This window comes from Desulfovibrio aminophilus DSM 12254 (genome assembly GCF_000422565.1).
Classification (GTDB): Bacteria; Desulfobacterota; Desulfovibrionia; order Desulfovibrionales; family Desulfovibrionaceae; genus Aminidesulfovibrio; species Aminidesulfovibrio aminophilus.
Window position 1 is genome coordinate 1 of record NZ_AUMA01000026.1, and the last position, 3,489, is coordinate 3,489.

The following is a 3,489-nucleotide window of genomic DNA, read 5'->3' on the forward strand; positions in this document are numbered from 1 at the left end:
GTAAACTTTCTTCGCGGCTTGGACATCAAAAGCCTCCTTCAGGCTTCTTACGTCCACCTTAGCTCATGGTCCAGTTTTCCGAACCCACTTCTGTCCACTACACCGCGGGCCAGGACTCGTACCTGGTCAAGGTCCGGGCCGAGGACACCGAGGCCCTGCAGCACATCCTCCAGCAGTTCGGGGCCATCCCCGGGGTGCGCGACACCCGCACCACCATCGTTCTGGCCACGCTCAAGGAATCCCGGCAACTGCCGCTGCAAGGCGGCGAGGCAAGCAAGGAGTAACGGCATGACTCTCGACAGGCAGGTTCTGGAGCCCCGCATCGTGAGCCGGGGCAAGGAATTCTTCACGAGCATCGCGGGCGAGGCTCCGTCCATCTTCAACAAGGGCTGGTGGACCGGCAAGGTCATGGACTGGGCCATGAAGAACGAGGCCTTCAAGGTCCAGATGTTCCGCTTCGTGGACGTGCTGCCCTATCTCACCACCTCGGACTCGCTCTCCCGGCACATCGAGGAGTACTTCACCGGCGAGAACGCGGGCGAGATCCCGGACGTGCTCAAGTGGGGCGCGTCCAAGACCGGTTTCGCCGGTGGGCTGGTGGCCAAGGTCCTGCACAAGACCATCCGTTCGAACATCGAGGGCATGGCCCGCCAGTTCATCATCGGCGAAAAGGCCTCCGAGGCCGTGAAAGGCATCAAGAAGCTCCGCAAGGACGGCTTCGCCTTCGTCATCGACCTCCTGGGGGAGGCCACCATGAACGAGGCGGAAGCCGACGCCTACCAGGCGGGCTACATGGAGGTGCTTCGGGCCATCAAGGAGGAGCAGCGCAAGTGGGACGCCCTGGACGCCTCGGGCGACCTGGACTGGGGCCACGCGCCCAGGGTCAACGTGGCCATCAAACCCACCTGCTTCTACTCCCAGTCCAAGCCCGCCGACATACCCGGATCGGTTGAGGCCATCGCCCGGCGCGTGGAGCCGATCTACCGCCTGGTCAAGGAGATGGGTGGGTTCCTGTGCATCGACATGGAGCAGCTCAAGTACAAGGAGATGACCATCGAGCTGTACAAGCGCCTGCGTTCGGCCCCCGAGCATCGCGACTACCCGAACCTGGGCATCGTCTTCCAGTGCTACCTGAAGAGCACCGACAAGGACGTGGCCGACCTCATCTCCTGGGCCCGGGTCGAAAAGCTGCCCATCTCCATACGCTTGGTCAAGGGCGCCTACTGGGACTACGAAACCGTGGTGGCCATGCAGAACGGCTGGGAAGTGCCGGTTTACACCGTCAAGGCCGACACCGACGCGGCCTATGAGCGCGTCGCCCGCTTCATCCTAGAAAACCACGACATCTGCCACTACGCCTGCGCCTCGCACAACATCCGCACCATCTCCGCCGTCATGGAAATGGCCAAGGCCCTGAACGTGCCCGAGGAGCGCTACGAGTTCCAGGTGCTCTACGGAATGGCCGAGCCCGTGCGCAAGGGCCTGCGCAACGTGGCCCGCCGCGTTCGCCTCTATTGCCCCTACGGCGACCTCATCCCCGGCATGGCCTATCTCGTGCGCCGCCTGCTGGAGAACACGGCCAACGAGTCCTTCCTGCGCCAGAGCTTCGCCGAGGCCGCCGACGTGGAGCGGCTCATGGAGAACCCGGAAGCCACCGCCGACCGCGAGCGCGCCGCCTTGGCCCTGAAGTCTCGGCCCCCGCGCCCGGGCATACAGGGGCTCAAGGGCGAAATCCCCCCGTTCGCCAACTTCGAGAGCGCGGACTTCACCCTGCCGTCCATGCGCCAGGGCTTCGTCACCGCCCTGGCCGAGGTGCGCAAGGGCTTCGGCCGTACCTATCCCCTGTTCATCGGCGGCAAGGAGGTGACCACCTCCGACACCCTGGATTCCTACAACCCGGCCAAGCCCTCGGAGGTCGTGGCCACGGTCTGCCAGGCGGGCAAGCCCGAGATCGACCAGGCCCTGGCCGCCGCCAAGGCCGCCTATCTCACGTGGCGCGATGTGGAGCCGAAAAAGCGCGCCCAGGTGCTCCTGGACGCCGCCGCCGCGGCCCGCCGTCGCGCCTTCGAGCTCTCCGCGCTCCAGGTCCTGGAGGTCGGCAAGCAGTGGGATCAGGCCTGGGCCGACGTCGGGGAGGCCATCGACTTCCTCGAATACTACGCCCGCGAGGCCATCCGCCTGGGTGAGCCCCGGCGCATGGGCCGCGCCCCCGGCGAGTTGAACCACTACTTCTACCAGGGCAAGGGCGTGGCCGCCGTCATCGCCCCCTGGAACTTCCCGTTGGCCATCAGCATCGGCATGGTCGCGGCGGCCATCGTCTCCGGCTGCCCCGTGGTCTACAAGCCCTCGGGCCTGTCCTCGGCCATCGGCTGGAACCTCGTGGAGCTCTTCAGGGAGGCCGGACTGCCCGACGGCGTGTTCAACTACACCCCGGGCCGGGGCTCGGTCATCGGCGACTATATTGTGGAGCACCCCGACGTGGCCGTCATCGCCTTCACCGGCTCCATGGAAGTGGGGCTGCGCATCCAGGAGAAGGCCGCCAAGGTCCAGTCCGGGCAGGCCCAGTGCAAGAAGGTCATCGCCGAGATGGGCGGCAAGAACGCCATCATCATCGACGACGACGCGGACCTGGACGAGGCCGTGTCCGGCGTCATCTACTCGGCCTTCGGCTTCCAGGGCCAGAAGTGCTCGGCCTGCTCCCGGGTCATCGTCCTGGACGCCATCTACGAGCGCTTCGTGAACCGCCTCAAGGACGCCGCCAACTCCCTGAAGATCGGCCCGTCCGAAGACCCGGCCAACTCCATGGGTCCGGTGGTGGACCGCGCGGCCCGCGAAAACGTCATGAAGTACATCGCCATCGCCGAGTCCGAGGGCAAGGTGCTCGTCAAGCGCACCGACGCTCCCGCCGGAGACTGCTACGCCCCCCTGACCATCGTGGAAGGCGTCCGGCCCGAGCACCGCATCGCCCAGGAAGAGGTCTTCGGGCCCGTGCTGGCCGTCATGCGCGCCAAGGACTTCGACGAGGCCCTGGCCATGGCCAACTCCACCCGCTTTGCCCTCACCGGAGCGGTCTACACCCGCAGCCCCGCCCATCTGGACCGCGCCCGCAAGGAGTTCCGCGTGGGCAACCTCTACCTCAACCGGGGCTCCACCGGCGCCATGGTCGAACGCCAGTCCTTCGGCGGCTTCATGATGTCCGGCGTGGGCTCCAAGTCCGGCGGCCCCGACTACCTGCTCCAGTTCATGGACCCCCGCGTGGTCACCGAAAACACCATGCGCCGCGGCTTCGCCCCCATCGAGGCCGACGACGACTGGGTCATCTAGGAATGCAAAGGCGTCCGGGGGACACCTTTTGAAAAGGGTTCTCCCCCGGGCCCCCTTCCCAAACTTTCTCATAACCGAAGGTCCCGGAACGGCATTGCCGTTCCGGGACCTTCGGTTTGATGAAAAGTTTTGGGGGTGGGGTTCGGGGAGGGACCTTTTTAAAAG

General features: G+C 65.7%; 2 protein-coding genes. Both read left to right on the plus strand.

What is annotated here, in order from left to right:
* The first annotated feature begins 65 nt into the window (after positions 1-65).
* The gene (locus tag H587_RS18555; protein ID WP_084630724.1) at positions 66-284 is read left to right on the plus strand and encodes an Lrp/AsnC ligand binding domain-containing protein; all 219 of its coding nucleotides are present in this window, start codon (positions 66-68) and stop codon (positions 282-284) included.
* 4 nt (positions 285-288) lie between these two features.
* Positions 289-3,324, plus strand: coding sequence for a proline dehydrogenase family protein (locus H587_RS0112465; protein ID WP_027176542.1), 3,036 nt, complete (start codon positions 289-291; stop codon positions 3,322-3,324).
* Positions 3,325-3,489: the final 165 nt, after the last annotated feature.

Bases quoted from the DNA above. Each gene is read 5' to 3' on its own strand.
- H587_RS18555 (WP_084630724.1), top strand. From the start codon at position 66: ATGGTCCAGTTTTCCGAACCCACTTCTGTCCACTACACCGCGGGCCAG.
- H587_RS0112465 (WP_027176542.1), top strand. From the start codon at position 289: ATGACTCTCGACAGGCAGGTTCTGGAGCCCCGCATCGTGAGCCGGGGC.